The organism is Devosia sp. FKR38 (assembly GCF_005222805.1).
GTDB lineage: Bacteria > Pseudomonadota > Alphaproteobacteria > Rhizobiales > Devosiaceae > Devosia.
Genome location: NZ_STGC01000005.1, coordinates 2194547 through 2220774, shown reverse-complemented (window position 1 = coordinate 2220774; position 26228 = coordinate 2194547). Strand labels below are relative to the sequence as shown.

24 protein-coding genes are annotated in these 26228 nt (G+C 63.9%); 9 read left to right on the top strand and 15 right to left on the bottom strand.

Annotation, left to right across the window (positions count from 1 at the left end; translation table 11 throughout):
* Nucleotides 1-132: 132 nt before the first annotated feature.
* From E8M79_RS15725 to carB, 3 genes are all read right to left on the bottom strand, one after another.
* Nucleotides 133-927 (bottom strand): phytanoyl-CoA dioxygenase family protein, encoded by a 795-nt coding sequence (locus E8M79_RS15725; protein ID WP_137152797.1) that lies wholly within the window; start codon nucleotides 925-927, stop codon nucleotides 133-135.
* Nucleotides 928-1133: 206 nt separating this feature from the next.
* The gene (locus E8M79_RS15720; RefSeq protein WP_137152796.1) at nucleotides 1134-1916 is read right to left on the bottom strand and encodes an AAA family ATPase; all 783 of its coding nucleotides are present in this window, start codon (nucleotides 1914-1916) and stop codon (nucleotides 1134-1136) included.
* A 110-nt stretch (nucleotides 1917-2026) separates the two neighbouring features.
* Entirely contained in the window at nucleotides 2027-5338 is a 3312-nt protein-coding gene (gene carB, locus E8M79_RS15715) for a carbamoyl-phosphate synthase large subunit (RefSeq protein ID WP_137152795.1), read from the bottom strand.
* 548 nt (nucleotides 5339-5886) lie between these two features.
* Between carB and motA the strand changes: the two genes are divergently transcribed.
* Nucleotides 5887-6750 carry a flagellar motor stator protein MotA gene (motA, locus tag E8M79_RS15710; RefSeq protein WP_137152794.1) on the top strand — a complete coding sequence of 288 codons (864 nt, stop codon included), beginning with the start codon at nucleotides 5887-5889 and terminating at the stop codon, nucleotides 6748-6750.
* 20 nt (nucleotides 6751-6770) lie between these two features.
* Nucleotides 6771-7691, top strand: coding sequence for a flagellar motor protein MotB (locus E8M79_RS15705; protein WP_137152793.1), 921 nt, complete (start codon nucleotides 6771-6773; stop codon nucleotides 7689-7691).
* Nucleotides 7692-7694: 3 nt separating this feature from the next.
* On the opposite strand, the gene clpS is transcribed toward E8M79_RS15705, so the two are convergent.
* From clpS to E8M79_RS15675, 6 genes are all read right to left on the bottom strand, one after another.
* Complete coding sequence (gene clpS, locus E8M79_RS15700) at nucleotides 7695-8000, bottom strand: ATP-dependent Clp protease adapter ClpS (protein ID WP_137152792.1); 306 nt, start codon at nucleotides 7998-8000, stop codon at nucleotides 7695-7697.
* Nucleotides 8001-8112: 112 nt separating this feature from the next.
* Nucleotides 8113-8592, bottom strand: a complete 480-nt coding sequence (locus tag E8M79_RS15695) for a GNAT family N-acetyltransferase (protein WP_137152791.1) — start codon at nucleotides 8590-8592, stop codon at nucleotides 8113-8115.
* A gap of 31 nt (nucleotides 8593-8623) precedes the next feature.
* The gene (locus E8M79_RS15690) at nucleotides 8624-10171 is read right to left on the bottom strand and encodes a permease (protein ID WP_137152790.1); all 1548 of its coding nucleotides are present in this window, start codon (nucleotides 10169-10171) and stop codon (nucleotides 8624-8626) included.
* Nucleotides 10168-10911, bottom strand: coding sequence for an ABC transporter ATP-binding protein (locus E8M79_RS15685; RefSeq protein WP_137152789.1), 744 nt, complete (start codon nucleotides 10909-10911; stop codon nucleotides 10168-10170). Before E8M79_RS15685 ends, E8M79_RS15690 begins: the two co-directional genes overlap by 4 nt.
* A gap of 85 nt (nucleotides 10912-10996) precedes the next feature.
* On the bottom strand, nucleotides 10997-11236 hold the full coding sequence (locus E8M79_RS15680) for a hypothetical protein (RefSeq protein WP_137152788.1): 240 nt from the start codon (nucleotides 11234-11236) through the stop codon (nucleotides 10997-10999).
* A gap of 106 nt (nucleotides 11237-11342) precedes the next feature.
* A complete protein-coding gene (locus E8M79_RS15675) occupies nucleotides 11343-11777 on the bottom strand; it encodes an organic hydroperoxide resistance protein (RefSeq protein ID WP_137152787.1) in 435 nt (144 codons plus the stop codon).
* Between the two features lie 115 nt (nucleotides 11778-11892).
* Here E8M79_RS15675 and E8M79_RS15670 point away from each other — a divergent pair, with 115 nt between their 5' ends.
* Nucleotides 11893-12342 carry a MarR family transcriptional regulator gene (locus E8M79_RS15670; protein ID WP_137153412.1) on the top strand — a complete coding sequence of 150 codons (450 nt, stop codon included), beginning with the start codon at nucleotides 11893-11895 and terminating at the stop codon, nucleotides 12340-12342.
* On the opposite strand, the gene E8M79_RS15665 is transcribed toward E8M79_RS15670, so the two are convergent.
* Both E8M79_RS15665 and E8M79_RS15660 read right to left on the bottom strand, forming a co-directional pair.
* Nucleotides 12339-13325 (bottom strand): ribonuclease, encoded by a 987-nt coding sequence (locus E8M79_RS15665; RefSeq protein WP_137152786.1) that lies wholly within the window; start codon nucleotides 13323-13325, stop codon nucleotides 12339-12341. The two genes, E8M79_RS15670 and E8M79_RS15665, sit on opposite strands and share 4 nt — an antisense overlap.
* 72 nt (nucleotides 13326-13397) lie before the next feature.
* A complete protein-coding gene (locus tag E8M79_RS15660) occupies nucleotides 13398-15374 on the bottom strand; it encodes a bifunctional 2',3'-cyclic-nucleotide 2'-phosphodiesterase/3'-nucleotidase (protein ID WP_137152785.1) in 1977 nt (658 codons plus the stop codon).
* 343 nt (nucleotides 15375-15717) lie between these two features.
* Between E8M79_RS15660 and E8M79_RS15655 the strand changes: the two genes are divergently transcribed.
* Together E8M79_RS15655 and E8M79_RS15650 are read left to right on the top strand one after the other, a co-directional pair.
* Nucleotides 15718-16650: a neutral zinc metallopeptidase gene (locus E8M79_RS15655; RefSeq protein ID WP_137152784.1), complete on the top strand. Its 933-nt coding sequence runs from the start codon at nucleotides 15718-15720 to the stop codon at nucleotides 16648-16650.
* A 66-nt stretch (nucleotides 16651-16716) separates the two neighbouring features.
* Nucleotides 16717-17514 carry a neutral zinc metallopeptidase gene (locus E8M79_RS15650; RefSeq protein ID WP_137152783.1) on the top strand — a complete coding sequence of 266 codons (798 nt, stop codon included), beginning with the start codon at nucleotides 16717-16719 and terminating at the stop codon, nucleotides 17512-17514.
* 72 nt (nucleotides 17515-17586) lie between these two features.
* On the opposite strand, the gene carA is transcribed toward E8M79_RS15650, so the two are convergent.
* Nucleotides 17587-18792 (bottom strand): glutamine-hydrolyzing carbamoyl-phosphate synthase small subunit, encoded by a 1206-nt coding sequence (gene carA, locus E8M79_RS15645; protein ID WP_137152782.1) that lies wholly within the window; start codon nucleotides 18790-18792, stop codon nucleotides 17587-17589.
* A gap of 192 nt (nucleotides 18793-18984) precedes the next feature.
* Between carA and E8M79_RS15640 the strand changes: the two genes are divergently transcribed.
* Nucleotides 18985-19437, top strand: a complete 453-nt coding sequence (locus E8M79_RS15640; protein ID WP_137152781.1) for a GatB/YqeY domain-containing protein — start codon at nucleotides 18985-18987, stop codon at nucleotides 19435-19437.
* An 8-nt stretch (nucleotides 19438-19445) separates the two neighbouring features.
* Here E8M79_RS15640 and E8M79_RS15635 read toward each other — a convergent pair whose 3' ends face one another.
* A complete protein-coding gene (locus tag E8M79_RS15635; protein ID WP_137152780.1) occupies nucleotides 19446-20597 on the bottom strand; it encodes a GGDEF domain-containing protein in 1152 nt (383 codons plus the stop codon).
* Nucleotides 20598-20733: 136 nt separating this feature from the next.
* The gene (locus E8M79_RS15630) at nucleotides 20734-21912 is read right to left on the bottom strand and encodes an MFS transporter (RefSeq protein WP_137152779.1); all 1179 of its coding nucleotides are present in this window, start codon (nucleotides 21910-21912) and stop codon (nucleotides 20734-20736) included.
* A 180-nt stretch (nucleotides 21913-22092) separates the two neighbouring features.
* Between E8M79_RS15630 and E8M79_RS15625 the strand changes: the two genes are divergently transcribed.
* Entirely contained in the window at nucleotides 22093-22656 is a 564-nt protein-coding gene (locus E8M79_RS15625; RefSeq protein ID WP_137152778.1) for a DUF308 domain-containing protein, read from the top strand.
* A 21-nt stretch (nucleotides 22657-22677) separates the two neighbouring features.
* Entirely contained in the window at nucleotides 22678-23733 is a 1056-nt protein-coding gene (locus tag E8M79_RS15620; protein ID WP_137152777.1) for an endo-1,4-beta-xylanase, read from the top strand.
* On the opposite strand, the gene E8M79_RS15615 is transcribed toward E8M79_RS15620, so the two are convergent.
* Nucleotides 23734-24129 carry a hypothetical protein gene (locus E8M79_RS15615; protein WP_137152776.1) on the bottom strand — a complete coding sequence of 132 codons (396 nt, stop codon included), beginning with the start codon at nucleotides 24127-24129 and terminating at the stop codon, nucleotides 23734-23736.
* 72 nt (nucleotides 24130-24201) lie between these two features.
* On the opposite strand from E8M79_RS15615, the gene dnaG reads away from it, so the two are divergent.
* Nucleotides 24202-26136: a DNA primase gene (dnaG, locus tag E8M79_RS15610; protein ID WP_137152775.1), complete on the top strand. Its 1935-nt coding sequence runs from the start codon at nucleotides 24202-24204 to the stop codon at nucleotides 26134-26136.
* Nucleotides 26137-26228: the final 92 nt, after the last annotated feature.

Here is a 26228-nt window from a genome sequence, read left to right as displayed (position 1 = left end):
GGATCGCCCTCGTCGTCTGAAAAGCTGCACGATGGCGAGATGCTCGCAAAAAAGCAACGGCCGCGGGGACTAAACACCGCGGCCGCGCTGCGCGTTCCAAGTGGTGGGCCGATGCGCCCGACCGCCGGACTGCTAGCCCTGGTCCAGAGCCAGGCGGATGGCGCGCTCGACCGGTGCATAGCGACCGTCGGCCCGCTTGATCGCAAGTGGCGCCTTGGGCAGCAGTGCCGGCTGAGCCATGAACTTGACTCGTGTGCCGCGGTTCATCTGAGCGGCATGAACAAGGAACGGGTGGCAGAGATAGACCGTGCCGGCCACCCCTGTTGCAAGCACCTCCCGCCCGGTGTCGAACCAGTCCGGGCGGTCCGTGATCATGTCGCGCAGCGAGCGTCCGGCATTGCCAGCCGGGGCCAGATAGCGCGCCACCTCGATGTGAGAGCCGACCCTGATACGGGTTGGCGCATCGTCCTCACCCACATCGGAGAACAGGAACAGCATCAGCAGAGCCCGCCCCCGGGAATGGACGTTCACACGCCAATCGAGAAAGTCTGGCGCCTCATAGCCAAAGCTGACATCGACGTGCCAGCCGGTGTCCCCGGCATCGATGGGTGATGGGAAGCGGATGGGGAAAGTGCCAAGGCTACCGCGGGGCAGCCAGCGGCCAGGGCCGACCAACTGGTTATAGGCCTGATGCAGGAGCGGGGTATTGGCGATCTGCTGAAAGATCGGCTGGGCGAGGTCACCCAGGCGCACGACGGGCTTGGTCCAGGTGCTGCGATCATCAGGATTGCAGCCGCTGGCGGACCAGAGGATGGCTCGGGCCTGGGCAGCCTGCTCCGGTGAAAAGGCATTGTCGAGGCGGACGAAGCCGTCAGCAATAAAGCGATCGATCTGCGCTGGCGTGAGCGCGGGCAAAGTATCAGGCATTTGAAGAGTCCATGAGTTCGCATGGTCGCAAAAGCGACCGGGCGAGCAGCGCTGCTGCTCAGCGGGCTGCGCTCGATAGCGCCGATCAGGCGCGCAAGTAGACGGCGAACATCATCATGGTCGGTGCAGTATCGATGCGACTGGTGGGGGTGTCAATTGCCATGCACCTGGCTATGACACGGCGGGCCGGGCGGCATTGCGGCCGCCTAGAACAGGCCGTCCTCGTCGGAGCGGAGGGCCTTGGCGATGAAGTCCTCGGGATCAACCGTGAAGGCCTTATAGAGCTGGAAATGATCGGTCCGGTCATATTGGGTTTCGAGCAAGCCCCTGCGCGTGATCTCCAGCAGGCGCGCGCCCGGTACGGCCATCAAGATGGGCGAGTGGGTGGCCATGATGACTTGCGAGACAGCGCCCTGCTGAACGCCATGGAGGATGCGCAACAGTTCAAGTTGGCGCTTCGGCGATAATGCGCTTTCTGGTTCGTCCATGAAGTAGATGCCCTGGCGGGCCAAGCGCTCTTCGAAGAATTTGAGGAAGCCTTCTCCGTGGCTCCATGACAGGTAGTCGGGCGGTGCTGCATGGGCATCCAGTGCGGCCTGGTCGAGATAGCGCGCGACAGAAAAGAAGGACTCTGCCTTGAAGAACCAGCCATTGGTCAGCTTGGGTAGCCAGGCCCCGCGCAGGGCCCGGGCCAGTTCGGCGCCGCTCTTATCCACAGCACCGGAATGGTCGATTGGCCGATAGCCCTTGCCGCCACCGGCCTCATCATAGCCGCTCAGCGCGGCGATAGCCTCAATCAGGGTGGATTTGCCGCTGCCGTTCTCGCCGATGAGAATGGTGACCGGGGTGGTAAAGCGCAGCTCGAACTCGGGGTCCTGCAACCAGGGCAGATCGAAGGGATAGGCGGTTGGCGCCTCGGGCAAATCGTGCCGTAGTGTGATGCAGCGCAGGAACGGGGCCGGCAGGCGGCTGGTGTGGGGCTTTCGCATCGGGCAAGTGTCCCTACTGGTGCCGCTCCAGTTGGCGCATGTCGTGCGATGGCGTCAAGGCAGGGATGGGCCATCGGCGCGGAACAGGCGCCGATGGCAAGGCTTATCACTCAGGCTGCGAAATAGCTCTGCAGCGAGTTGACGGTCAGGCTGCCCTTTTGCAGGGCGACGATGCCTTCCACTGCGGCCAGGGCGCCGTCGATGGTGGTGTAATAGGGGATCTTGGCCAGCAGGGCCGTGCGGCGGATGTCGCGGCTGTCGCTGATCGACTTCATGCCATCGGTGGTGTTGATCACCAGTTGCACGCCGCCGTTCTTCATGGAGTCCACGATGTGCGGACGGCCTTCGAGCACCTTGTTGATCTTGATGGCAGCAATGCCGTTGTCGACCAGATAGCGCTGCGTGCCGCCCGTGGCGATGATCTTGAAGCCGCCCTCGACCAGATGGCGGGCCATGTCGACGATGTATTTCTTGTCTTCATCGCGCACGGAGATGAACACCGCGCCGCTGGTCGGCACCTTGGAGCCGGCGCCCATCTGCGACTTGGCGAAGGCCATGGCGAAATCGGTATCGAGACCGATGACTTCGCCAGTCGACTTCATTTCGGGGCCCAGCACCGTGTCGACGCCGGGGAAGCGGTTGAAGGGGAACACGGCTTCCTTGACGGCGACGTGGCGGAAGGTCTTTTCCACCAGGCCAAAGCTGGCCAGAGACTCGCCGGCCATGATGCGCGACGCGATCTTGGCGATGGGCTGGCCGATGACCTTGGCGACGAAGGGCACCGTGCGGCTGGCGCGCGGGTTGACTTCGAGCAGGTAGATGACGCCGTCCTTGAGCGCATATTGCACGTTCATCAGTCCGCCCACCTTGAGGGCAAAGGCCAGTTCGCGCGTCTGACGCTTGAGTTCGGCCATGACCTCGGGGGAGAGGTTCTGCGGGGGCAGCGAGCAGGCGCTGTCGCCGGAGTGAATGCCGGCTTCCTCGATGTGTTCCATGATGCCAGCGACAAAGACGTCCTTGCCGTCGCAGAGGGCATCGACGTCGATTTCGGTGGCGCCCGAGAGATAGGCATCAAACAGCAGCGGATTGTCGGACAGGACCGAGTTGATCTGGCCGGTCTTGTCGTTGGGATAGCGCAGCATGATGTGCGGCGGGACCAGACCCGTCAGCGTATCCTGCACATAGCGCTCGAACTCGCTGGAAGAATGGACGATCGCCATGGCGCGGCCACCCAGCACATAGCTGGGGCGGATCACCAGGGGATAGCCCAGGCGCTCGGCGACCAGTCGGGCCTGTTCCAGGCTATAGGCAATGCCGTTCTTGGGCTGGGTCAGTTCAAGACGGTTGAGCAGCTTGGAGAAGAGGTCGCGGTCTTCGGCCAGGTCGATGGCGTCGGGCTGGGTGCCCAGGATGGTGACACCGGCCTTCTGCACGGCTTCGGCCAGGTTCAGCGGGGTCTGGCCACCGAACTGCACGATCACGCCATGCAGCGTGCCGTTCTGCTTCTCGCGCTCGAGAATCTCGATGACGTCCTCTTCGGTCAGCGGCTCGAAATAGAGCCGGTCCGAGGTGTCATAGTCGGTCGAGACCGTCTCGGGGTTGCAGTTGATCATGATGGTTTCGTAGCCGGCGTCAGCCAGAGCGAAAGCGGCATGGCAGCAGCAATAGTCGAACTCGATGCCCTGGCCGATGCGGTTGGGGCCGCCACCGAGGATCACCACCTTCTTGCGGTCGGACGGGCGCGCCTCGTCGGCAACGGTGCCGGCAAAGGGCGTCTCATAGGTGGAGTACATATAGGCGGTCGGCGAAGCGAATTCGGCAGCCGAGGTGTCGATGCGCTTGTAGGCCGGGCGGACCGCGAGGCTGTGGCGCAGGGCGCGCACATCGCTGGTCTTGATATTGGCCAGCTGGGCCAGGCGGGCGTCCGAGAAGCCCATGGCCTTCAGGCTCCGCAGATTGGCGGCGTCCTGGGGCAGGCCGAATTCGCGCACCTTGGCTTCGGTATCGATGATGCCCTGCATCTGCTCGAGGAACCAGGGGTCGATCTTGCAGGCCTCGTGGATGTCCTCAAGGCTCATGCCCAGGCGCATGGCCTCGGCGACATGCAGCAGACGGTCGGGCGTCGGGGTGCCGAGCGCGGCCTTGATGGCATTCTTGTCTTCGCCTTCACCGAGGCCGGGAATGCCGATCTCATTGAGACCGGTGAGGCCAGTTTCGAGCGAGCGCAGGGCCTTCTGCAGGCTTTCCTGGAAGGTGCGACCGATGGCCATGGCTTCGCCGACCGACTTCATCGAGGTGGTCAGGCGGTTGTCGGCGCCGGGGAACTTCTCGAAGGCAAAGCGCGGGATCTTGACCACGACATAGTCGATGGTGGGTTCGAAGGACGCCGGGGTCATGCCGCCGGTGATGTCATTATCCAGCTCGTCGAGCGTGTAGCCGACGGCCAGGCGCGCCGCGACCTTGGCGATGGGGAAGCCGGTGGCCTTGGACGCCAGTGCGGACGAGCGCGACACGCGCGGGTTCATCTCGATGACGACCATGCGGCCATCGGCGGGGTTGATGCCGAACTGCACGTTGGAGCCGCCAGTCTCGACGCCGATCTCGCGCAGCACAGCCAGGCTGGCGTCGCGCATGATCTGGTATTCCTTGTCGGTCAGCGTCAGGGCCGGGGCGACCGTGATGGAATCGCCGGTGTGGACGCCCATGGGATCGATGTTCTCGATCGAGCAGACGATGATGCAGTTGTCCTTCTTGTCGCGGACAACTTCCATTTCATATTCTTTCCAGCCAAGGACGCTTTCCTCGACCAGCACTTCGTTGGTCGGGCTGGCATCGACGCCGCTCTCGACGATGGCCAGATATTCCTCGCGGTTATAGGCAATGCCGCCGCCGGTGCCGCCCAGGGTGAAGCTGGGGCGGATGATGCAGGGCAGGCCGATCACTTCGAGCGCCTGCAGCGCCTCGATGGTGTTGTGCGCCAGCATGGAGCGCGGGGTTTCCAGCCCGATCTTCTTCATGGCGTCGCGGAACAGCTCGCGATCCTCGGCCTTGTCGATGGCCTCGGCAGTGGCGCCGATCATCTCGACGCCAAACTTCTCCAGCACGCCCATCTTGCGCAGGCTGAGGGCGCAATTCAGCGCCGTCTGGCCGCCCATGGTGGGGAGCAGCGCGTCGGGACGTTCCTTCTCGATGATCTTGGCGACCACTTCGGGGGTGATCGGCTCCATATAGGTGGCATCTGCCAGATCCGGATCAGTCATGATCGTGGCCGGATTGGAGTTCACCAGGATGATGCGGTAGCCCTCTTCCTTGAGCGCCTTGCAGGCCTGGGTGCCGGAATAGTCAAACTCGCAGGCCTGGCCGATGATGATCGGACCCGCACCGATGATGAGGATCGATTTGATGTCGGTACGTTTTGGCATGGTGCTCGCTCAACTGTGTCAATCTGTGTCGCACTTCCGAACCGGAACAGTGGGACCCACTTTTCCTGGAAGCACTCAGAGTGCCAGGGCGAGACGTCGGAATCGCCCGGACAGCACCTGTCTCGTGGCAAACCCGCGCTGCAACTGAGCGCTGCGGCGCGGTGGTAGGATCAGACATGGTGGTTAAGTGGGCTCTCTAGCGGAGATGGTCCGGAAAGGGAAGGGGGGCCGGCAATTGAGTTGCGGGCTTCCCCATGGTGTTGCCGATCCGGCGCAATGTGGCCGGAGCCGGGTCTCGGGGCGATACACGCCGGGGCATTATGGAGTGGGCGGCAAGTGTCTGATTTCCCGCGGTTTCGCTGCAAGGGTGCGACAATCGCGCGTCTCAATATGAGGCTCGGAGTTACGCGCTGTTAAGGCAAAGGGCTGATAGTGACGGCTGCGGGGCGCCAGGAGGCGCTTTGCGGCAAGTCGAATGGATCGACGTGGTGGATGGGGCGGCAAGCCCTTGACCGGCATCGTTCCGTCAGAAACTGGAAGCCCTAGGTATGCGTCTCATCGTCGGAATCCTGGTGATCTTTGGCTGCGTGTTCGGCGGCTACTCCGCAATGGGCGGACACCTTGAAGTTCTCTGGCAACCTTGGGAATACGTCATCATTCTTGGGGCGGCGATTGGTGCATTCATCATCGGCAATACCGGCCCGGTCATCAAAGGCACGCTGGGCGTGTTCGGGACGCTGGTAAAGGGCCCCAAGTACAACAAGGCTGCCTATATCGAACTGCTCGCCATGCAGTTCAGCCTCTACAAGCTGGTTCAGTCCAAGGGCATTCTTGCGCTGGAACAGCACATCGAGAATCCGCATGAGTCCACGCTGTTCTCGCGCTTCCCCACATTTGCCAAGAACCACCACGCGGTGGAATTCGTTTGCGACTATCTGCGCATGGTGACCCTGGGGTCCAATAATGTGCATGAGATGGAAGCGCTGATGGACGAGGAGCTCGAGACGCACCACCAGGAACAGCACCGTCTCGTGGCAGCCGTTCAGGCGCTGGCCGATGGTACGCCTGCCCTGGGTATCGTGGCCGCGGTGCTGGGTGTGATCAAGACGATGGGCGCCATTGCTGAACCCCCCGAAGTTCTCGGTCACATGATCGGCGGCGCGCTCGTGGGTACGTTCTTTGGCGTGTTCATCGCCTATGGCTTTTTTGGTCCTATGGCCCAGTCTCTGGGCAACATCTATCAGGCCGAATCCAAGTACTACTCATCACTCAAGGCTGGTCTTCTGGCGCACATTGGCGGGCAAGTGCCTGTGATGGCAGTCGAATTTGCCCGCAAGGCGCTGTTTGCCGAAGATCGTCCCACCTTCCTTGAAGTGGACGAAGCCACGTCCAACCTCCCAGCTGCCACCTAGAACTCCGGACAGATATAACCATGGCCGGATACGACCAGCCGATCATTATCAAGAAGGTCAAGAAGGGCGGCCATGGTCACCATGGCGGCGCCTGGAAGATCGCCTATGCCGACTTCGTGACCGCCATGATGGCCTTCTTCCTGCTGATGTGGCTGCTGGCCATGACGACGCCGGAACAGAAGGAAGGTCTGGCCAATTATTTCGCGCCGCCCAATGTGACGCTATCGACCAATGGTTCAGGCGGCATGATGGCGGGCACGGCCCTCGACACGACGGGCGCGCAGATGGCCGGTTCGGCCGTCGAAGCCCTGCGCGACGTGGCGATCTCGCCCGAGAACACCAGCAATGGCCAGCCTGAGGCGCAGAGTGGCGGCCGCGAGGGGGATTTGGGTGATACCCAGAGCGCGGTGGGCGCGTCCAATGCCGAGCTGCAGTCCAAGAGCGACGAGGCCTTCCATAGTGCCGCAGCGAGCATCCGCCAGGCCTGGCAGGCGCTGCCGGATATCACCCAGATGCAGGACAGCCTGCTGCTCGATGTGACAGACGAAGGGCTCGACATCCAGATCGTGGACCAGACGGGGCGACCGATGTTCCCTGAAGGCTCGAAATATCCCACTGAGGACGCCCGACTGGCGCTGGCCACGCTGGCGCCGATCCTGCAGTCCCTGGGCGCCCAGATCACGATTTCCGGTCATACCGCGGCCGGCGGCACCTATAGCAATCCGCGCTACGGCCCGTGGGAGCTCTCAAGCGACCGCGCCAATGTCGTGCGGGCGCTGCTGGGCGAATTCGGCCTGGCCGACGATCGCATCAAGTCGGTAAGCGGCCGAGCCAGCTCGGACCCGTTCTTCCCCAATGACCCCTACCAGGCGGCCAATGAGCGCATCAAGATTACAGTGGTGAGCGAACCACCACCGGTGCCGGCCGATCTGGGCCTATAAGGCCTATTCCTCCGGCTCGGTGGTAAAGAGCAGCGGGAATCCCATGCTGCGCGCCAGATCGGTGGCGCGCCCGGCCTTCTCCTCGGCGATCTCGCGGGTGAACACGGCCACGACACAAGACCCCTTGGTGTGGGCGGTCAGCATGATACCCATGGCCTGCGACTCGGGCACGCGGAACTCGGCCTTGAGCACGCGCACAACGAAGTCGCGCGGGGTGAAATCGTCATTGACCAGAATAACCTTGTGCAGCGGTGGCCGGGCGGTCTTGAGCGCGGTCTTGCTACGGGTCTTGGTGCCAGTGTCTGCCATGGGGCGTCCCCTGCCGTTTGGTCTGTGCAGCCCCGTGGAATGGGGGCGACGACAATATCGGCCAGTCTAGCGCCGCGGTCCGTCGGGGACCAGCGCCCTCTGTGGCGCCGGTCTAGAGATAGAGCTTGAAACCTTCGTGACTCTTGGCAAAGCCCAGACGCTCGTAGAAGCGGTGCGCATCGAGCCGCACCTTGTTGGAGGTCAGCTGCACCACGCCGCAGCCCGCCTCACGGCACTGCTCGATCGCCCAGGTGACCATCTGCGTGCCCAGACCTGAGCCGCGCTGGTCGGCGCGGATATGGACGTTCTCCAGCATGCCGCGTTTCATGCCGAAGTTCGGCATGCCAGGAACAAAGCTGAGCTGGATGGTGCCGACCACCTCGCCCTGCCGCTCGGCGACGACCAGCCGATGGTTGCGATCAGCGGCTATCTCATCGAAGGCCGCCCGATAGCGCGGGTCATCCAGGCTCGCCGGGTCTAGGGGCGGGGTGTCCTTGCCACGGGCGTCGCCGGCATGGCTGAGGCGGACGATGGTGGCGATATCGGCGGGCGTGGCATCGCGAAAAGTCAAGGCAGACGTCAGGTCGGACATGGAAGGTTTCCGGCAGAAAGGGCGCGGCAGCTCAGCTGCGGCGCGGGCTGAGCAGACGCGCCAGACCCAGAACGATTATAGCCATGACCGCAGGGGGCAGGGCAAGCCATGAGCCGGACGCCCAGATCGCGCCAGTCGCGGCCCACATGATGGAGGCGAAAGCTTCGCTGAGCGTTGCGGCGCGCGAAGCCACCTGGCGGCGGCGGAACATGGCGCGCCGCGCCACTGTGCGGAACCAGAGCTGGATGGCTGTGGCCGAGCCGGCCGAGAGGGTGACGCAGATGGCCGACACCAGGGCCATGCTGGGCGAGGCGAGGGCGAGGACGATCAGCAACGGCGCCAGGATGACGACAATGACGGCGAGGACCGCCTCGATCTTGGCCAGCAGCACGGTGCGCGGCGTCAGTGGCGCGGTCACCACCAAATCATGGGCGTCTTCGCCGGAAATAGCCAGCCAGGCCAGGCCGCCCGCCAATTGCCCTGCGGCCATCACCAGCACCGGGACGACCACGACATAGGCGCCGGCGCTGTTGCCGAAGTTCAGCCAGAGCAGCAGGGCCGGGGGCAGCAGATAGAGGATCTGCATCAGGGTCTGCGACAGCAGCCAGGGATCGCGCTGCAGCAGGCGCCATTCCTTTACCCGCAGCACCTGGCGCTGCGAGGCCGGGCGGAAGCTGTGGCGCGCCGGGCGGCGCTGGCTGCTGATGTGGCTCAGGCCAGCTGCGGATATGGCGTGGCGGCCATAGCTGGAAGCGGAGAGGGCAATGGCCAGCAGCAGGGCGCCGAGGCCGGTGGCCAGTATCAGCGCAAGCGCGGCAGCATCGCCCATCAGCGCCTTGGCCGGCAGCCAGAGTGGGCTGAAGGGATCGGGCGCTGCGGCGATGATGGCCGGCGACTGCAGCAGGGCAAAGCGGGACATATTGCCATAGTAGATGATGGCGGCAGCCTGGATGCCAATGACAAAGCCGGCGCCAACAATGGCCGCAACGATCTGCGCCACCAGCCGCGTCCGCCTTGGACCAACCAGGCGGAACAGGGCCATGGTGACGCCCAGGGCAAGGGCGGTGGCAAGCGAGCCCATGGCCAGAACCACGCCATAGCCCGCCAGCCAGCGAGGCCCGTCGAGAATGGTCAGCATGTTGAGCAAGGGGCTGGCGAGCAACCCGGCCAGCAGCACGGTGGTTATGCCCACTGCGGCCGTGCGTACGGCAAACAGCCGGCGCGACGAGGCGGGGGACGAGAGGATGAGGTCTAGGTCCGAGCGGGCGTAGTAGACGCGGGTGATTGATTCGAGCGCCTGCGAGAGCATCACCGTCCAGAACAGCAGGCCGCTGCCGGTGAGAAGGACCAGGGTGGCCTTGTCCGGGCGGATGCCGCGCTGCACCCAGGGGGCCAGAAGGCCATAGGCGAGCAGGTGGATCAGGGCGGCGGCCACGAGCAGGAACAGCACGATGGCAATGCGTCGACTGGTGCGCCCGCCTGTCATCATGGCCAGCCATTCGCGCCAGGCCAGGCGCAGCTCATGGCGGGCAAACCAGACCAGGCTGGCTGTGGGACGGGGGTGGTCCAGGGCCGTCATGCTGCCGGCTCGCCCTGGGCAACCAGATCAAGGAAGATGTCTTCGAGGCTCGATTGGCGGCCGAGGCGGTGGCGCAACTCGTCCAGCGTACCCTCAGCGATCAGGCGGCCATTGGCGATCACGCCGATGCGTTCGGCCATGCGTTCGGCGACTTCAAGAATATGGGTGGTCATGATGACGGTGACGCCGTCGCGCACCTTGCCGAGCAGCACATCCTTGACCTGGCGGGCCGAGCCGGCGTCGAGACCGGTCAGCGGCTCGTCAAGGATGATCAGGCGGGGATCATGCACCAGGGCTCCGGCCAGCGCGACCTTCTGCAGCATGCCCTTGGAGAAGCCGCCGCAGAGCTGGTTGGCATGCGGGGCCAGGCCCAGCCAGTCGATGAGCTCATGCGCCCGGGCGCTGGCGGTTGTGGCATCGACCTGCCAGAGGCCGGCGACAAATTCGAGATATTCCAGCGGTGTCAGGCGATCATAGACCATGGGTTCGTCGGACACCCAGGCGATCAGGCGCTTGGCGGCCACGGGATCGGCCAGGGCATTGATGCCGAAGATGGTGATGTCGCCGGCGTCGGGCTGCAGCAGGCCCGCGACCATGCGCAGAATGGTGGTCTTGCCGGCGCCATTGGGGCCGAGCAGAGCATAGAACTCGCCGGCGCGCACGGTCAGGTCCAGATTCTCGACCACCTTGCGGTCAAAGCTCTTGGAGAGGTGGGAAATGGTGAGGGCGGGGGCCGACATGTAATGCTCCGACGCGAGGGCGCGGAAAGTCTAGGCGCCGCGCCTTTCGGGGGCATGAATGGGCAGGCTTAAGAATTCCTGAGAGTCAGGCCAGGCGATCAACAATCTGCCGGGACGGCTGCGATGGGCTGACCGTGGATCTGTCGGCCAGGCTGCCGCCGAAGCTGACGGCTGCGCTGGTGGTCTTGCTACTATCGGTGGCCGAGGCTTCAAGCGGCGAGAGGGCGGGGTCGATGAAGCGCTTGGCCTTGGAGACGTCGTCGCAGTTGCGGCAGACATAGCCGTTGACGTTGATCGGACGGGGATAGTCGGAGCTGATGGCCATAACGGGTCTCGCGGCGGCTGTGCCCTGTCATTCGGTGTAACGCCAAAATAGTTACAGCCGCCTGCTGGATTGGCAGGCGGCTGTATCATCGTGGTTAATGAATGGTTTAGGCGACGGTCAGCTTGACGTCGACATTGCCGCGCGTGGCGTTGGAATAGGGGCAGACCTTATGGGCCTTTTCCACCAGGGCGACGGCTGCGTCGTGCTCGAAGCCGGGCAGGGTTACCTTGAGCTCGACGGCGATGTTGAAGCCGATGGCACCTTCATTGGCGTTCTCACCGAAGGAAACGCTGGCGTCGATGGTGGTTTCGTCGGGAACCTTGATCTTGTCGCCGCGGGCGACGGCCTTGATGGCGCCCAGGAAACAGGCGGAGTAGCCGGCGGCAAACAGCTGCTCGGGATTGGTGCCCGGACCATCATTGCCGCCCATTGCCTTGGGGGTATCCAGGGTCACCGCCAGGCGGCCATCGTCGGTCTTGCTGGTGCCGGTGCGGCCACCGGTGGTGTGGGCGTGGGCGGTATAGACTGCCGATTTGATCATGGTGTTGGTCCTTGGTCAGACGTTGCGGTGAAAATTACATAGCGCGCAATTCAATTGTGCGCAAGCAAAAATTGTGTCATAGAGTGGCAGTGGTGAGGAGAAGGCGGTGGAGACCATGACGGCACAGGATGACTCGCTGAAGCTGGATTCCATGTTGTGCTTCGCCGTCTATGCGGCGGGGCATGCGTTTACGCGGTTCTACAAGCCGCGGCTGGATGCGCTGGGGCTGACTTATCCGCAGTACCTGGTGTTTCTGGTGCTGTGGGAGGCCGATGGGCTGACAGTCAAATCCTTGGGAGACAGGCTATTTCTTGATTCGGGCACGATTACGCCGCTGATCAAACGGCTCGAAGCGCGGGGTCTGGTGCGGCGGCAGCGCGACGAGGAGGATGAGCGGCAGGTGCTGGTGTTCCTGACCCCTGACGGGCGGGGACTGCGCGAGAAGGCGCTGGCTGTGCCGCTGGCGGTCAAGACAGCGTTGGCCGGCGAGCGCGAGGCGGTCGATGCGCTGCGGCTGGGGCTGCATCAACTGCGGGAGAGCCTGGACGGCCAGGGGCAGCGCTAGCGCAGGCCGACCGGGTCGACCATGCCGGACGTACAGCCGCCATCGACCGGTGAGGCGTTTAGGATCAAGGCGTTGAAGTCGTCGGGGCCAATTATGGTGCCGGTGAGGCCGATGGTCAGCTCGGTGATGATCTGACGATTGCCATCGGGCTCGCAGGCCATGGCGACACGCAGGCCGGCGCCGGTGCCGAAGCTGGCGTCAAAGGCTGCGCGGACCTGGGTCAGGGTGATCTTGCGGCCGATGTTTTCGGCAAATAGTTCGGCCACGGCTGAGGTGTTGACCGCCAGCAGCATGTCCAGGGAACTCTTGAAATAGTGATCCGCGCTGGTGCCGAAACAGGTGCCGTGTTTGGTCCATTCGTGCCGCTCAAGGTTCGACAAAGTGCCGGGCATGGCCACCGAAAGGTCCGCTTCTACCGCCCTGCTGAGGGACAAAGGGGGCAAGTTGCGCCAATTGCCGGTCTCGCTGTCGCGCTGCTGCTCGGACGGCACATTGCAATAGGCGTTGGAGCGCGGCTGCGGCCAGAGGCCATGCAGGGTGAAATGTGTGGCCTCGAAACTGTCCGGACGCTGGCTGCGGCATTCGGGCTTGTTCGGACTGGCCTCGCAAAAGGCGGGCTGCCAGTTGATGGCAAGCACATATTGCGTGCCACGGAAGGTTGAGGGCGGCGCGGTGGGCGTGGGATCGGCGCGGCGACCTTCGGCGTCGGTGGACCGCTCGCCGCAGTCGACCGCGACCCAGCGACGGTCCGGCTCGGCGCCGGGAATGACGATCCAGTAGTGGCTGGCGCGGTCGGCATTGCCCGCCAAAAGATCATAGGCCGTGCCGGGACGCGTCATGACGTTGCCGGGATTGGTCTCGCGCCGGATGGACTGGAGGGCCGGGCAGGCCATGCTGGCGGTGAAATAGCCGGTGAGGGGAACTTCCGCTCGAGCGGGCAGCGCGGTCAGGGTCAGGACGATGGCGAGTAACAAACGGCGCATGCGATGGTCCCCCACGTAAACAATGAGGGAGCCATAATGGCCCCCTCATCGCAAGACCAGTGTTGGTAGTGGTTACAGCGTGATGCGGTAGAGGCCGAAGCCGTCGGCATTGGTGTCGCCGGTGGCTTCGATCTTGATGGCGGTGACATCGGCGACATGCTCGGCGGCCTTGGGCCCGGTGGCGAACAGCACGGTGGTGTCGCCGATGGGGGCGAGGGACCAATTGCTGTCAGCCTTGGGGTCGATCGTGCCCTGTTCAACAATGTAGCGCACGATCAGGTCGCGATTGGTATCGGGCCCCTTGAAGACGATGACGCTGGAATTGATGCCCGGGAAATTGCCGCCGCCGCCGGCGCGGTAGTTGTTGGTGGCGACGACGAACTTGGCGGCCGGGTCGATGGGCTTGCCGTCATACATCAGCTCGACGATGCGGTTGGCATCGGGATTGGTCTCTTCCTTGCCATCGGGCGAATAGCGCGAGGGCTGGGTGAGATCGATCTTGTAGGTCACGCCGTCGATGACGTCGTAATTATAGGACGGGAAGTCGGGGTTGATCAGCTCGGCGTCAACCGCGCCCTTTTCGATCTGGTTGAAGATACCGGCCGAGCGCTCCAGCCAGTTCTTGACGTCAGCGCCGGTGATGACCACGGCCTGGATGGTATTGGGATAGAGGTAGAGATCGGCGACATTCTTGATGGCGACCGGGCCGACGGGAACGTCGGTGTAATAGTCCGGACCACCACGACCGCCGGCCTTGAAGGGGGCAGCGGCCGAGAGGATCGGCAGGGCTTCGAACTCGGTGCCCTTCATCATCTGGGCGATGTACCAGGTCTGCGCCTGGCTGACGATCTGCACGGACGGATCATCGGCCACCAGGGCGAAGTAGGAGTAGAGCGGTGCCGCGGTTTCGCCGACCGGGCGGCGGATATAGTCGAGGGTTTCCTTGTGCTCTGCTTCGGCGGCGGCAATGATCCCGGCCTCGTCAGCGACCAACGGGTTCACCTTGCGCTCGACGCGCTCGAAGATCGGGCGGGCTTCGGAGGTATGCGAGACAATGGTCCACTTGCCGCTGGCATCCTGCTCGAGCAGCAGGTCGATCAGGCCCATGTGGCTGCCCCAGAAGCCGGCCATGACAGCAGGCTTGCCATTGAGCGTGCCGGCGGTGATGTCGGCGCCTTCAACGCCCTCATAATCGGGGCCGGGGAAGACCAGATGCTGGTGGCCGGTGAGCACGACGTCGATACCGTCAACGGCGGCCAGCTGCAGCGAAGCGTTCTCGGCGCCGGTGGTCTGGTCAGCGGCAATGCCGGAGTGCGACAGGGCGATGATGAGCTCGGCGCCCTCGGCCTTCATCTTGGGCACATAGGCGGTCGCGGTTTCGACGATGTCGCGGGTGTTGACCTTGCCTTCGAGGTTGGTGGCATCCCAGGTCATGATCTGGGGCGGCAGGAAGCCGATCAGGCCGATCTTGATGGTCTTGGTGACGCCCTGGCCGTCGACCAGTTCCTTTTCGACGATGATATAGGGCTTGATATAGGTGGTGTCGCTCAGCGGATCGGCGGCCAGTTCACCCTTGACCAGATTGGACGAGACGAAGGGGAAGGTGGCGCCCGAGATGGCCTTGTCGAGATAGTCCAGGCCGTAGTTGAACTCGTGGTTGCCCAGGGTGGCGGCCTCGTAGCCCAGGGTGTTCATGGCGGCGATGATGGGATGGATGTTGCCATCCAGACCCTTTTCATAGGCCATGTAGTCACCCATGGGATTGCCCTGGATGATGTCGCCATTGTCGATCAGCATGGAATTGCCGGCCTCGGCGCGGATGGAATCAATGATCGAGGCCGTGCGGGCCAGGCCCATGGTGTCGTTGGGCGCATCGGCATAATAATCATAGGCAAATACGGCCACGTGCAGATCGGTGGTCTCGAGGATGCGCAGATGGGCCTGATTGGCCTGGGCCATGGCGGCGAAGGGGTGCATGGCGGCCATGGCGCCAACACTGGCCGAGCCGACCAGGAAGCTGCGGCGGGAAAGCTTGGGCAGGAAGTTCATCAATCATCTCCGGGATGCGTTCAATAGGACAATCAAACGTCGGGGGGCATGGCGCTCCCGGACAGCCGAATCCGCTTCGGCTCATAACACCGCTGACGGGAGCGACAGTGTCATGCTGCACTGTCTTGCCGCCGCGAAGTGACGCCTGCGTGACAGCAGGCGACCGCAGGCTAGGATTTTCTGACCAGCTGGTCAAATTATGACAGTCGTCCTGTCAGCAAAGGCGCAACGGACCATATCGTCGGGCTGGCAGGCGTGATCCGGCGCGGTGCCGCGGTGCAGGAAGCAATTTCCATCGCGCCAGCGAGTTGCTAGGAGTGGAACAAAGCGGAGTACAGACTCAATGAAGTGGCGCGGTCGCGAACAGAGTTCAAACATCGAGGACCGGCGTTCCCAGGGAGGGTTCAGCGGCCGGTCCGGCGGTAGCCCGTTCGGTCAGGGTGGCGGCAATTTCCGCATTCCCAGCGGCGGCGGGCGCGGTTCGCGCGGCGGCATGGGCACGCTGATCGGCATCGTGGTGGTGCTGGGCATTATCTGGTTTGTCACCGGGCAGAACCCCATCGACATCCTGTCCGGCAATTCCAGCAGCGGCGGCTCGTCGGTGAGCTCGTCCAGCAGTGCGCCGGCGAGCGGCGATCAGGCCGAGCTGCGTGACTTTGTCGGCGTGGTGATCAAGGAGACCGAGGATCTGTGGGGCGAGGTGTTTGCCCAGCAGAATGAGCGCTATCCGGCACCCAAGGTGGTGCTGTTCAGCGGCCAGACCGATACGGCCTGCGGCGCAGCGGATTCCTCGACGGGGCCGTTCTACTGTCCGGGCGACCAGAAGGTCTATATCGACCTCAGCTTCTACGATCAGCTGCGCAACCAGTTCGGTGCGCCGGGCGATTTCGCCCAGGCCTATGTGTTGGCCCATGAAGTGGGCCACCATATCCAGAACATTACCGGCGTGCTGCCTGAGTTCAACCGCCGCCGCCAGTCGATGAGCCAGGAACAGGCCAATGCCTATTCGGTGCGGGTCGAGCTGCAGGCCGATTGCTATGCTGGCGTGTGGGCCAATTACGCCGGACAGGAAGACCTGCTCGACAATGGCGATATCGAGGAAGCCCTCAATGCCGCCAACCAGATCGGCGACGACACGCTGCAAAAGAAGATGCAGGGCTTTGCCGTGCCCAAGACGTTCAACCATGGCACGTCGGCGCAGCGCAAAGACTGGTTCGAGCGCGGCTACACGTCGGGCAATCCGGGCGACTGCGACACCTTTTCGGGCAGTATCTAGTGACGGGGCCCTATCGCGTGGCCGCAGACTTGGGATGGGCCCGTGCTCGGAATACCTGACAATGTAATGGTCCATATCCGGCGTTTCGGCTTTTCTGGAGCGCTGGCGGTGTCGCTGGTGGTGGTGATGCTGTTCGGGATCAACCCGATCACCGTGCTGACCGGACAGGTGGCCAAGCCGCTGCCCTACACGCCGCTGACAGCGCTGGCTGCCCTTGCGGCAGGCGAGGGGCAGCCAGCGGACCTGGTGGGTGCGCTGGAGCGCGAGACCGACGGCTTCTGGGCGCGCGGCTTCCGCAATGGGGCGACCTATTATCCGCCGAGCAGGTTGACCATGGTGGCGTCGCACGATGGCCTGGGCTGCGGGCTGGCGGGGTCGGATATCGGGACATTCTATTGCCCGGAAGACAGCACGATCTATGTCGACATGTCGGCCTATGCGGCGCTTGTGGCGGCCCATCCGCAGACGGGCCATCTGGCCGAGGCCTATCTGATCGGGCTGGCCTATGGCCATCATGTGCAGAATGCGCAGAAGCTCTATGACCCGGCGACGGAAGAGACTGCGAGTCTGCCCCAAGGTGAGCGCGAGCAGAGGCTCAGCGCGCAGGCGGCCTGCTATGCCGGGGCGTCGAGCAAATGGGCGGGGCTGCCGCAGATGCTGGATTCGCCCGACATCGTAGCCGCGATCACGGCTGGGCTCGCGGGCGGTGGGGATGTGACGCGGGCAACATCCCGGACCAATGTGCCGGTGCCGCGCGATTTCGCACCGGCGAGTGCCGAATTGACGCGGCAGTGGTTCAATGCGGGCTATGGCATTCCGGCGATCGGCACCTGCCGGTTCGACAGGATCACGCTGGCGCCGTAAGCAGCAGGCAGCGCCGCTGCCTGCACAAGCCTGAAGCACAGGCGGCTGGGCCGCCTGTGGGCGACCGAACGATCAGGCGGCGGGAGCGGCCTGTTCGGGACGCTGCTCGAGACCCTTCTGGGCGCGGACATGGTTGAGGAAGCGCGTGAACAGATAGTGGCTGTCGCGCGGGCCGGGGCTGGCCTCGGGGTGATATTGCACCGAAAAGATCGGCTTGCCATCAACGCTGAGGCCGGCATTTGACTGATCGAACAGCGAGATATGCGTCTCGGTGACGCCGGCGGGCAGGCTGGCCTTGTCCACGGCAAAGCCATGGTTCATCGAGGTGATCTCGACCTTGCCGGTGGTCAGATCCTTGACCGGATGATTGGCGCCGTGATGGCCCTGGTGCATCTTGGAGGTGGTGGCGCCCAGCGCCAGGCCAAGCAGCTGGTGGCCAAGGCAGATGCCGAACAGCGGCTTGCCGGTTTCCATCAGCTTCTGGATGGTCGGCACGGCATATTTGCCGGTGGCGGCCGGGTCGCCGGGGCCATTGGAGAGGAAGATACCGTCAGGGTTGTGCGACAGCACATCGGCCGCCGTGGCGGTGGCGGGCACGACGGTCACCTTGGCGCCCTGATCGGCCAGGCAGCGCAAGATATTGCGCTTGGCGCCAAAATCGATGGCCACGATGTGAAATTGCGGATCGGTGAGCGTGCCATAGCCCTCGTTCCAGGCCCACCCGGTCTGGTCCCAGTGATAGGTCTGGGCGGTGGTCACTTCCTTGGCGAGGTCAAGGCCTTCCAGGCCGGGGAAGGCCTTGAGCTCGGCCATGATCGAGGGCAGGTCGAAATGACCATCCTCGGCATGGGCGATGACGCCATTGGGCATGCCGTTCTCGCGGATCTGCGCAGTCAGGGCGCGGGTGTCGATACCGGTGATGCCGATGATATTGCGCTTCTTGAGCCAGGCATCGAGCTTTTCGACGGCGCGGTAGTTGGACGGATTGGTGATGTCGGCCTTGAGCACGACGCCACGGACGCCCGAGAGCGCGGCCATGTTGACCGTCTCGATGTCTTCGTCATTGGCGCCGACATTGCCGATATGGGGGAAGGTGAAAGTGATGATCTGGCCGGCATAGGACGGATCGGTCAGCACTTCCTGATAGCCGGTCATGGCGGTGTTGAAGCACACTTCGCCGGCCGCGTGGCCGAGGGCGCCGATTCCGCGGCCTTCCAGGCGCGTACCGTCTGCCAGGATCAGAACTGCGGTCGCGGGGGATTGCTGCCAGCCGGTCACGGTGGGCCTCCAGAATTGGTTTCAGATGGTCGCGCAGGTCGAGCGAAAAGGCCTGCACCTTTTCGCACTGCGCTCCGACAATGTCGATTGAGGCCTCGTCATAGAAGCCTGTTCCCGGCTGCGCAAGTGGCGGAACGGGATGATTGTGCCTATATGGGGCGACAAAATTGCATAGCCAGAGGAAACCAGCCCATGCGCGAACAGTTCAGCGAAGGTCTCAAGACGGCCCTGAAAGCCCGGGATCAGCGGCGCACGGCCACCCTGCGCGCCATTACATCGGCGATCAAGGACAAGGACATCGCCATCCGCCAGGAGAATCGCGGGCCGGCGACGAACGAGGAAATCCTCGCCATCGTGCAGAAGATGGTGAAACAGCGCGAAGAGAGCTTTGCCATCTATGCCCAGGCCGGTCGCGCCGACCTCGCCACCGTGGAAAAAGAAGAGATCGACATTCTCAACGAGTTCCTGCCCAAGGGGCTGAGCGAGGCGGAGGTGGATGCCGCCATCCAGGCCGCGATATCAAGCACGGGCGCTGAAGGGGCCAAGGACATGGGCAAGGTCATCGCCCAGCTCAAGGCGGATTATCCGGGGCGGATCGACTTCGGCAAGGCGAGCGCGCGGGTGCGGGCGGCGCTGGCAGGCTGAGCCAGGGCCTAGGCGATCTGCCGGAGCGGCATGGAGACCACCTGGTTGCGGCCGGCGTGCTTGGCCTTGTAGAGCGCGGCGTCGGCGCGGTTGAGCACGGATGAGAAGGTCTCGGCCGGGCCGCTGGTGGCAACACCGATACTGATCGTGGCCGGTATGGTTTCGCCCAGGGAACGGGCGGGCTGGGCCTCGAACTGGCCGCGGATATGCTCGGCGATAGCGCGTGCCACCTCGATGGGGGCATCGGGCAGGACGGCGCAAAATTCCTCTCCGCCCAGTCGCGCGACGATGTCGGACCGGCGGACCAGGCTGGTCAGCAGGGTGCCGAAATGGGCGATGACGGCGTCGCCGGCTGCATGGCCGTTGCGATCATTGATCTGCTTGAAGTGATCGATATCAAACATCAGTACGGCGGTGCCCGGCGCCAGATTGTCGGGGCCGAGGTGGTCAAAGATGGCGCGGCGGTTGAGCAGGCCACTCAGGGAATCAGTCTGGGCCTCGCGGCGGTGGCGGCGCGTGGCGCGCGACTGGCTCAACGTCAGTGAGATGGCGCCCAGACCGCTGAGGCCGGCGATGGCCATGATGGAGTTGAACTGCTCGGCCCAGTTGGTGGGCGGCGCGTAGAGCACCATCTGGCCCGAAGCGGCCAATACAGCGGCGCAGGCGAAAAATGAGATGGCTGTGAGCAGGAAAATGAGTGCGCCGGTGACCATGAGCACAGGCGATTCGTTGCGGCCGCTGAAGAAGTGGTAGCCGGACATGAGCATGAACACGGCACAGCCCAGGTTGAGCATGATGGCACCCAGGCCGGAATAGCCCAGGCCATAGGGAATGGCCACGCTGGCGAGCGCCAGGAGCCAGAGCCCGACCATCAGCTTGCGCCGGGGCGGCGCACCGCGGAACTGGCCTGAGCCATAGACAATCAGCGCCGTGCCGGTGAGCAGGGCCGAATAGGCCATAACCATGACGGCATTGTTGTAGCTGCCATCGCGCAGGGCCATGGCACCCAGGGCCAGGACAACAAAACCCATGCCGGTGGCCCAGCTGACCAGATAGCTGTCCTGTCGCGCATTGAGCCAGGCGATGATCAGCGTGCCCATCAGCGCGGCGCTGGAAGTGGCTATGGCTACCAGAAGGGTTGGATTGTCGATCGCTGCCATGCGCTGCTGTCCCCAATTGGCCAGCCGGCAGCGCGAGCCACTGATCTCAGCCGGCTCGGGCCACCGGAACCCTGACAGCAGCAATTGCCCCAAGATAATGACCAAATCGTTCCTGCGCGGCGTTTTTTTCGATCAACTATGTCGCAGGGCTGGGCAGTGGGCGAGGTGTGCGCAATTCGAGCATATAGGAGACGACGGCGACAGCGACCGCCAAGGCCAATGAAACGCAGCCGATCAATGGCAGGGCTCCATAGCCGAAGCCCCGCTCAAGCACGCTGGCGCCCAGAAGCGCGCCGATGGCGATGCCGATGTTAAAGCCGGTGGGAATGAGCGATGAGGCCAGGTTGGGCGCATCGCCGGCCCAGGCCAAGACGCGGGATTGCACGGGCGAGCCAAAGGCGAAGTTGACGCCACCCCACAGAAAGATGGAGACGGCCATGACAATGGGGAAGGGGCTGACCAGATAGATCAGGGCGAAGGCCAGGGTCTGGGCGCTGAGAATGCCGATGAGCGAGGGCATCAGGCGCCAGTCAGCCAGGCGCCCGCCGATGAACACGCCAATGGTGGAGCCCACGCCATAGAGCAGCAGCACCCAGGGGACGATATTGACATCGAGCCCAGTGACCTCGCGCAGCAGCGGAGCGATGTAGGTGAACAGGCTGTATTGCCCGATCATGGCCAGCACGACGATCAGCAGGGAGGTGACGATCTGCTGGCGGGCAAGAGCCTTGAACTCGCGTACAAAGCTGCCGGTGGTGGAGGCGGCGCCGGCCGAGCGGGGCAAAAAAAGCGCGATGGCGATGGTGGCAACAAGGCCCAGGGCGCCAACGGCCCAGAAGGTGGCGCGCCAGCCAAAGGCATTGCCGATGGCGGTGCCGCCGGGCACGCCCAGGATATTGGACACCGTCAGGCCAGAAAGAATGAGGGCGACGGCAAAGCCACGGCGGTCGACGGGGACCAGGCTCACGGCCACCACGGCGGCGATACCGAAATAGGTGCCGTGCACGACGGCGACTAGGATGCGGGCTGCAAGCAGGAACTCGAAACTGGGGGCTGTGGCGCAGAGCACCTGGCCAAGCGTGTAGATGGCCGCCAGCACCAGTATGACCGTCTTGCGCGGGTATTTCTTGGTGGCGACGGCGAGCAGCGGACCGCCGATGGCGATGCCCACCGCATAGGCGGTGACCAGATAGCCGGCAACAGGAACGGTGACACCCAGGCCCTGGGCGACTTCGGGCAGGACGCCGGCAATGACGAATTCGGCGGTGCCGAAGGCAAAGGCGGCCAGGAACAGGGCGAACAGGGGCAGGGTCATGACATGTTTCGCCAGCGGCGAGCCTCGCGTTGAGAGGTTCTCAAACCATGGGGCGCGATCGACTGCAATCAACAAAAACGCGCGGCGCTGCAGAAAAGCTAAAGCCAAGGTGGCTTGGCATTTTTTCTGTCTGGGCTAGTCTGTGCGCATGCGGCGCTGCGCCGCCAAGGAGAACGGTCGATGTCAGTTTCTGTTCAAACAAAACGGCGCTTTGCACTGGCGACGGCGCTGCGCGGAGCCTTCATGCTGCTGGCAGGGCTGTATGCGGTGATCTGGCCCGACCAGGCGCTGCTGGTCATGGTGCTGGCCGGTGGCATACTGCTGGCCGTTGACGGCGCACTGGGGCTGTGGAGCTTGACCTTTGGCGGCGGCAAGAGCGGCAATTTCTGGTTTGACGTGGCGGCCAATGCGCTGTCGCTGCTGCTGGGCATCTTGTTCCTGCTGCAACCCCTGATTGCCACCGTACTGACCGTCACGGTGCTCTCGACCATGGTCGGCATCGCGGCGCTGGTGGTCGGGGTGATGCAGATCGTGGTGATCACCCGCGAACGCGAGCTCTATGCGCGTATCTGGCCGGTGGTGCTGTCGGGCCTGTCCTATGTGCTGCTGGGCCTGGTGTTCCTGTTCTTCCCGCTGCTGAGCGCCTCGATTGGCGTGATCTTCGGTGGCGTGCTGCTGATCCTGTTCTCGTTCGGCCTGTTCGGGTGGGCCTGGCGGCTATACCAGCGCAGCAAGCAGGCCTGAGCGGGCAAGGGGCAGCACACGATGACCGCGATTTCGGCTCCCGGCCGCTGGAGCGCAGCGCGCGCCAATGCCTGGTATGACAAGCTGCCCTGGCTGGTGGGTGCCAATTTCGTGCCCTCCACCGCCTCCAACCAGCTCGAGATGTGGCAGCCAGAGAGCTTCCGGCCCGATGTGATCGCGCGGGAGCTCGACTGGGCGGCTGCTGTTGGAATGAACACCATGCGGGTGTTTCTGCACGACCTGCTATGGGCGGCCGATCCGGTCGGCTTCCGGCTGCGGATTGAGCAGTATTTGGACATCGCGGCCAGCAGGGGCATCCGCACCATGCTGGTGCTGTTCGACTCGGTGTGGAACCCCGATGTGGCGCTCGGGCCGCAGCCTGAGCCGCGGCCGGGCGTGCACAATTCGCAATGGGTGCAGGGGCCGGGCCGGGCGCTGGCCGACCCGAGCCAGTATGAGCGGTTACGCGAGTATGTGCAGGGCGTGGTCGGCGCCTTTGGCCAGGACGAGCGCGTGCTGGCCTGGGACATCTGGAATGAGCCAAGCAATCTCAATGGCGGCCGGTTCAAGGAGCTCGACAACAAGGTGGCGCTGGTGTCGGCGCTGCTGCCACAGGCCTTTGCCTGGGCACGAGCGGTGGCGCCAAGCCAGCCGCTGACCGCCGGGGTCTGGGCCGGCGCGACACTCTATGACGACCCGCATGCACGCATCCAGATCGAGAATTCCGACGTCATCAGTTTTCACGATTACCAGACGCCGGAGCGGTTCCTGGCGAAGTTGGCCGATATGCCGCGTGACCGGCCGCTGCTGCTGACCGAATATATGGCGCGCACGCCGGGCAGCACGTTCGAGGGCATTCTGCCGATCGCCAAACGCGAACGCATCGGCACTTATTGCTGGGGCCTGGTGGCGGGGCGTTCGCAAACGCTCTACCCGTGGGACAGCTGGAGCAAGCCCTATGTGGATGCCCTGCCGGACCCCTGGTTCCACGATGTGTTCCATGACGATGGCCGCCCCTATCGCGCCGACGAAGTGGCGTTCCTGCGCGAAATCACTGGTCGGGCCGGCAAGGCCTGATCAGCGATAGGTAACGGCAACGCCCGCCACCTCGGCATCCTGGCGGCGAATGTCCGCACCAGGCGCAATGGTGATGGCTATGGCGCTGGCATCGGTCCAGCTCGCGTCCAGACCGACGGCCTGGGCGATGACGAGGAAGCTGGCTGCGTCATCGGGCAGGCTGTCGCCGCTGGGGATGAGCGCAGCTTGAGTATTGGGCGACGTATCGCCGCCGCAGGCGCGCGAAAACACCAGCAGGTCATAGCGGGCATCGGGGCTGGTGAGGCGGGCGTGTTCGTCGACCACGCAGGCCGGCACCACGGCAGAAAGCGCCCAGAGCGCACCGCCGACCAGCAGGGCCGGCAGAGTGGCCAGCAGGACCAGGCTGCGGAAGCGGAAGGCATTGCTCTGTGCCATTTTCGGTCGTCCGGGCTGTGGAAAAGATGATGGGTCGTGACTTAGACCCTGCGAATGCTTACTTAACACCTCATGCGCTTTTCCGATCAATTTCTGGACGAAATCCGTCAGCGCCTGCCTATCACGCAGGTGGTGGGCGAACATGTGCTGTGGGACAAGCGCAAGAGCCAGCCGGGCAAGGGCGACATGTGGGCCTGCTGCCCGTTCCATGGCGAGAAAAGCCCGAGCTTTCATGCTGATGACCGGCGCGGCATCTATCACTGCTTTGGCTGCGGCGTGTCGGGCGATCACTTTCGCTTCCTGACCGAAAAGGCCGGGATGAGCTTTCCCGAGGCCGTGGAAAAGCTCGCGGGCATGGCGGGCGTGCCGATGCCGGCGCGCGACGCGGTGCAGGAAAAGCGCGAGGCCGAGCGCAAGTCCCTCACCGATGTCATGGAGCTGGCGACGCGCTATTTCGAGGCGGCGCTGAGCCACAATATCGGCGCGCGGGCGCGCGGCTATCTGCTTGAGCGTGGCGTGTCGGCGCAGAGCCAGACGCGGTTCCGCATCGGCTTCGCCCCCGACAGCCGCAATGGGCTCAAGGAGCACCTGGCACAGAACGGCGTCTCGGCGCAGGACATGATCGACACTGGCCTCGTCGCCACGCGCGAGAACGATCCGCTGCCCTATGACCGCTTCCGCAACCGGGTGATGTTTCCGATCACCGACTTCCGCGGGCGGGTGATTGCCTTTGGAGGGCGGGCGTTGTCTGCGGACGTGCCGGCGAAGTATCTCAACTCGCCCGAGACCGAGCTCTTTCACAAGCGGCAGACGCTCTACAACGGCCAGGGCGCACAAAAGGCAGCGCGCGACGGCAGCACGGTGGTGGTGGTCGAGGGCTATCTCGACGTGATCGCGGCCGTGGCTGCCGGCTTTGAAGGCACGGTGGCGCCGCTGGGCACGGCGCTGACCGAAGAGCATCTGCAATTGCTGTGGCGGATGAGCCCGGACCCGATCCTGTGCTTTGACGGCGACAAGGCGGGCCTCAAGGCTGCCGAGCGCTCGGCCGATATCGTTATGCCGCATCTCAAACCCGGCTTTACCGTGCGCATCGCCACGCTGCCCGAGGGGCTGGACCCGGACGATCTGATCAAGGCGCAGGGCAAGGCGGCCTTTGCCGATGTGCTGGACCGGGCACGGAGCCTGTCGGACATGATCTGGAGCATGGAGACCGGCGGGCTGGTGCCCGAGACGCCCGAAGCACGGGCGGCGCTACAGGCGCGCTTGCGCGAGCGGGCCAATTCGATCCAGGACTCCTCGGTGCGCTTCCACTATGCGCAAGCCTTTGACGAGAAGCTGCGGGCGTTCCTGGCGCCGATGCGGCAGAACCGTTTCGAGCCGCGCGGCGGCCAGCAGCGCTATGGCCAGAGCGGGGCCTATGGCTATCCGCGCGGCGGCACGCCAAAGCTGGTGGTGTCGGACACGCTGCGCAATTCGCGGCTGCTCAAGCCGGGGTCGATGGCCGATGCCACGCCGCGCGAGGCGGCGATAATCCTCAGCCTCGTCAACCATCCGGCGCTGGTCGAGGACAAGTTCGAACTGCTGGCGGCACTCGACTTCGAAACGCCGGCTGCCCAGAAGGTGATGGGCGAAATTCTGGGGCTGGCGGTGCGCCACCATGACATCAGTGCCGACGACATGAAGGCGGCGCTGGGCGTGCGTGGACATGGCCCGGCGCTCGACCGCATGGCCGATCTGCTCAACCGCCAGGGGGTCTGGCAGATCGCCTCAGAGATCGCCCTGACGGACGCCGAGACCGGATTGAGTCATGCCTTGGCCTTGCATAACAAAAAAGTTCAGCTAAATAGGGAACTCAAGGCAGCCGAAGCGGCGCTGGGCGAAGACCCGAGCGAAGAAACCTTTGAAAGGCTGCGAGACATCAAGAACCAGATTACCACTGTCGATGGCACAGAGGCATTGATCGAAGGATTTGGTTCGTTATCGGGGCGCGCGACACGCAGTTTTTAGGGATTTCCCTGAAAGCCAGCGAGTACGCGCGATTTTGCATATGACCATGTGCAAAGTTTTCCGAGGCGGGCCGGGGCTCTCATGCGACGTTA